General features: G+C 70.3%; 4 protein-coding genes. 3 read left to right on the plus strand and 1 reads right to left on the minus strand.

Annotated features, from left to right (window positions below; translation table 11 throughout):
• Window positions 1-545: BON domain-containing protein (locus F3J10_RS34555; RefSeq protein ID WP_167243956.1), on the plus strand; the 545-nt coding region annotated here is incomplete at its 5' end.
• Between the two features lie 63 nt (window positions 546-608).
• On the opposite strand, the gene F3J10_RS34560 is transcribed toward F3J10_RS34555, so the two are convergent.
• Window positions 609-1,592, minus strand: coding sequence for a sigma-54 dependent transcriptional regulator (locus tag F3J10_RS34560; protein ID WP_025099639.1), 984 nt, complete (start codon window positions 1,590-1,592; stop codon window positions 609-611).
• A 433-nt stretch (window positions 1,593-2,025) separates the two neighbouring features.
• On the opposite strand from F3J10_RS34560, the gene F3J10_RS34565 reads away from it, so the two are divergent.
• Both F3J10_RS34565 and F3J10_RS34570 read left to right on the plus strand, forming a co-directional pair.
• Window positions 2,026-3,462, plus strand: coding sequence for a sigma-54 dependent transcriptional regulator (locus F3J10_RS34565; RefSeq protein ID WP_167234639.1), 1,437 nt, complete (start codon window positions 2,026-2,028; stop codon window positions 3,460-3,462).
• A 120-nt stretch (window positions 3,463-3,582) separates the two neighbouring features.
• Window positions 3,583-4,158 (plus strand): DUF4118 domain-containing protein (locus F3J10_RS34570; protein ID WP_167243957.1); only part of this gene is annotated, 576 nt, incomplete at its 3' end.

Below are 4,158 nucleotides of genomic sequence, written 5' to 3' on the forward strand. Positions count from 1 at the left end.
GCGGCGACTACCGCGACCGGCCCGACGGCGATCGGCTCGACAAATCGGGCGGCGGCCACGGCGCGCCGTCCCATGCGCGCTACGACCCGCGCTTCGCGCCACCCGCGCGCGGCGGCCAGCGCGCCGCGCCGCGCATTCGTGGGCCGAAGGGCTACACGCGCTCCGACGAGCGGATTCGCGAGGATGTCTGCGAGCGCTTGGCCTATGCCTTCGACCTCGACGTCAGCGAGGTCAGCGTGGCGGTGCGGGAGGCTTGCGTGCGGCTCGAGGGCAGCGTGCCCGAGCGCTGGATGAAGCACGAGATCGAGGACCTGGCCGCCAGTTGCGTGTGGGTGCGCGACGTCGACAACCAAGTACGGGTGTCGCGCGATGCCTCGCGCGACGAACTGCCGAGGCCGCTGCCGCGCGCCGACGCGCTCTCGCATCCGGCCGCGCATCCTGGCTCGCCCGACCCGGCCGCGCATCCTTCCGGCGCGATCGGCCCGGCGGGGCCGGCCGGACCCGGGGCAACGACAGGCGCCGGACCCGATGGCCGTCGCCACTGAATCGCCTTCGTCGTGACGACGCACGCGCGGCGAGAGTGGCGCGGCAGCACCCGGCGCCCGCCCTCAGCGCCGCGCGCTGTCGTCGAGCTCGTTCTGCAGGCCGTGGTCGCGCATCAGCGCGAGCCGGTTGTAGAGCGTCTTCAGGCTGATGCCGAGCGCCTTCGCGGTGCGCGGCTTGTCGCCCTCGAAGTGGCGCAGCGAGGCGACGATGAAGCGCTGCTGCGCATGCGCGAGCGTCGCGCCCAGCGGCAGCGACATCACGTTGTCGCGCACGTCGGCGCGCGGCGGCAACTGGCGCGGCAGGTCGAGGTCGATGTCGTGGTCGGCCAGGATGAAGGCGCGCTCGATGGTGTTGCGCAGCTCGCGCACGTTGCCGGGCCAGGGATAGGCGCGCAGCGTCTTCAGCGCCTGCGCCGAAAGCTGCTTGTCGCTGCCGTGCTGGGCGTTGAGCGCGGCCACCAGGTCACGCGCGATCTCCTCGACGTCGCCATCGCGATGGCGCAGCGCCGGCACGTGCAGCGCGAAGGCGGCGAGCCGGTAGAACAGGTCCTCGCGCAGCCGTCCGTCACGGATCGCGTCGACCGGATTGTGATGGGTCGCGGCGACGATCCGCACGTCCAGCGCGATGGTCTCGGTGCCGCCGACCCGCATGATGGTGTTCGACTCGAGCGCGCGCAGCAGCTTGACCTGCATCTCGCGCGGCATCTCGGCGATCTCGTCGAGGAAGATGGTGCCGCCGCGCGCGGCCTCGAAGAAGCCGGTGTGCTGGGCGGCCGCGCCGGTGAAGCTGCCTTTCTCATGGCCGAACAGCTGGGATTCGGCGATGTCGGCGGGAATCGCGCCGCAGTTGACGGCCACGAACGGGCCGCCCGCGCGCGTGCTGGCATCGTGCACGAGCCGCGCGGTGATGTCCTTGCCGGCACCGCTTTCGCCGACGATCAGGACGCTGGCGCGGGTCGCGGCCACTTTCTCGATCTTCGAGAGCAGCGCCTGGATGCGCGGCGACGAACCGGCCAGCCGCCGGCCGTCGCTGGATGTTTTCGACATGAATGATGGATCTCGGGTGGAACAGCGTGCCTCTTCGTACTCCCTACACGGTCACCGCGCAGCGTGTAATTTTTATAAGCGCAAGCGTAGCCGAATCCAGCGCCGCTGCATGAATTGAAAATTCCAATTTGCCTACGGGGTACGGATAGAAAAAACCGATAATGCCGGGCGGCGCAGGCGACTCCTCTATACTCCCCGCATGCTTGGCCGGTGCGACTACTCGGAACGCCGCTCCGGCTGCCGCGATTCGGGGCATCCTTACCGGGCGCGAGCCTCGTCGGTCAGCATTGCCGATCCTTACCCGCGATCCACGCAATGTTGCCGCGTGCGATCGCCTCACGGTCTCGACCGCGGCCGCGCCGCGATCGGCCGATCCGCACGTTGCCATGCAGGGGGCCTCGCCTCCGGGCACGTGTCTTGCGACGGAGCATCAATGCCCTACATTCTGGTCGTCGAAGACGACGCCGACACCCGTGACATGCTGGCCGCGCTGGCGCACACGCAGCAACTGAGCTGCGATACCGCCGCGACCCTGGCCCAGGCGCGCACGCTGATCGCCGCCCACACGCCCGATCTGGTGCTCTGCGACCTGGTGCTGCCCGACGGCAACGGCATGGACCTGTTCGACGAATTGCCCAAGGGCGTGCACTGCGAGATGGTGCTGACCACCGGCCACGCGAGCCTGGAGACCGCGATCGACGCCCTGCGGCGCGGCGCGACCGACTACCTGGTCAAGCCGCTCAACATGCAGCGCCTGAACAGCATCTTCGCGCGCGTGCCGCGCACCAGCGTGCTGCACGAGGAGATCGCCTCGCTGCGCAGCGAGCTCAAGCGGCTGGGCCGCTTCGGCCGCATGCTGGGCAGCTCGCCGCCGATGCAGACCATGTACGACGCGATCAGCCGGGTGGCCGGCACCGAGGCCTCGGTGCTGCTGATGGGCGAGTCGGGCACCGGCAAGGAGCTGGCCGCGCAGACCATCCACGACCTGAGCCTGCGCCGCAAGGGCCCGTTCCTGGCCATCAACTGCGGGGCGATCGCCGCGAACCTGGTGGAGAGCGAGATGTTCGGCCACGACCGCGGCAGCTTCACGGGCGCGGACCGCCAGCACAAGGGCTTCTTCGAGCGCGCCGACGGCGGCACGCTGTTCCTCGACGAAATCACCGAGATGCCGGTCGAATCGCAGGTCAAGCTGCTGCGCGTGCTCGAGACCGGGCGCCTGACGCGGCTCGGCTCGGCGCGCGAGATCGACGTGGACGTGCGCATCGTGGCGGCCACCAACCTCGATCCCGAGGCGGCCATGGCCAACGGCAAGCTGCGCCCCGATCTCTACCACCGCATCAACGTGTTCCCGATCACGCTGCCGCCGCTGCGCGAGCGCGGCGACGACATCCCGATGCTGGCCGCCGCCTTCCTCACCCGGCTCAACGAGGAGAGCGGGCGCAACATGCGCTTCGCGCCGGCCGCGCTGGCGGCGCTGGCCGGCTACGAATGGCCGGGCAACGTGCGCGAGCTGCGCAACTTCGTGCAGCGCGCCAGCATCTTCAACGACGGCGAGCTGATCGACACGCTGCCGCCGCCGATCATGGCGGAAGTCTCGGGCGAGGCGGTGGCGGCCGACGACACCGTGTCGGTGCCGTTCGGCACCACGCTGGAGGAGGTCGACCGGCGCGTGATCCTCGGCACCCTGGCGCAATGCGGCGGGGTCAAGACGCACGCGGCCGAGGTGCTCGACATCAGCCTCAAGACGATCTACAACCGCCTCGCGCAGATCGAGGGCGGCGAGAAAGCCGACAAGGCGGACAAGAGCGACAAGGCGGCCGACAGGCCGGCCGACCAACTCGCGGACAAGACGGACAAGACGGCATCGTGAGGCGCGGCGCGGGCCTCGTGCCCGCGCCCGACGATGCCATGCCAGGGAGGGCGGGCCGCTGCGGCGGCCGGCGTGCAGCGCCCGGTCGGCAGGCAGCCGGCCAGGGCGGGAGTCGATCGGATGACCCAACTCGAATCAGGCTGGATGCGTAACGGCGTGATCATCGCCGCGCTGGTGGCGATGCCGACCGTGCTGCAGTCGCTGCTGGTCCATTACGGCGGCGCGAACATGCCGCTCCTGCTCTACTACCCGTTCATCGCGGGGGTGGCCTGGACCGCGTCGTTCGGCGCGGGGCTGGTCGCCACCCTGCTCAGCGCGCTGCTGATCTGGCTGCTGTTCCTCGGCGATCCGCTCGCCTATCCGCTCTCGCCGGCCCTGCAGGCGATGCAGGTCGGCCTGTTCCTGCTGGTGGCGGGCGTGGTCTGCGCGGTGGTGGCGGCGTTCCGCCATGCGCGCCTGACCAACGAGACGCTGCGCCGGCGCGAGGCCGCCGCGCGCCAGCACTACGAGATCACCCTGGCCTCGCTGACGCAGGGCGTGATGGTGATCGACCCGCTCGGCCGGCTCACCTACCTCAACCCGGTGGCGGTCGCGCTGACCGGGCACCAGAGCGCGAGCGCGCACGGCAAGCCCTTCCACGAGATCTTCCACGGCTACGACAGCCATGGCGCCGGCACCCGCGTGACGGCGCTCGAG

This window comes from Burkholderia sp. Cy-637 (assembly GCF_011753175.1).
Taxonomy (GTDB): Bacteria; Pseudomonadota; Gammaproteobacteria; order Burkholderiales; family Burkholderiaceae; genus Burkholderia; species Burkholderia gladioli.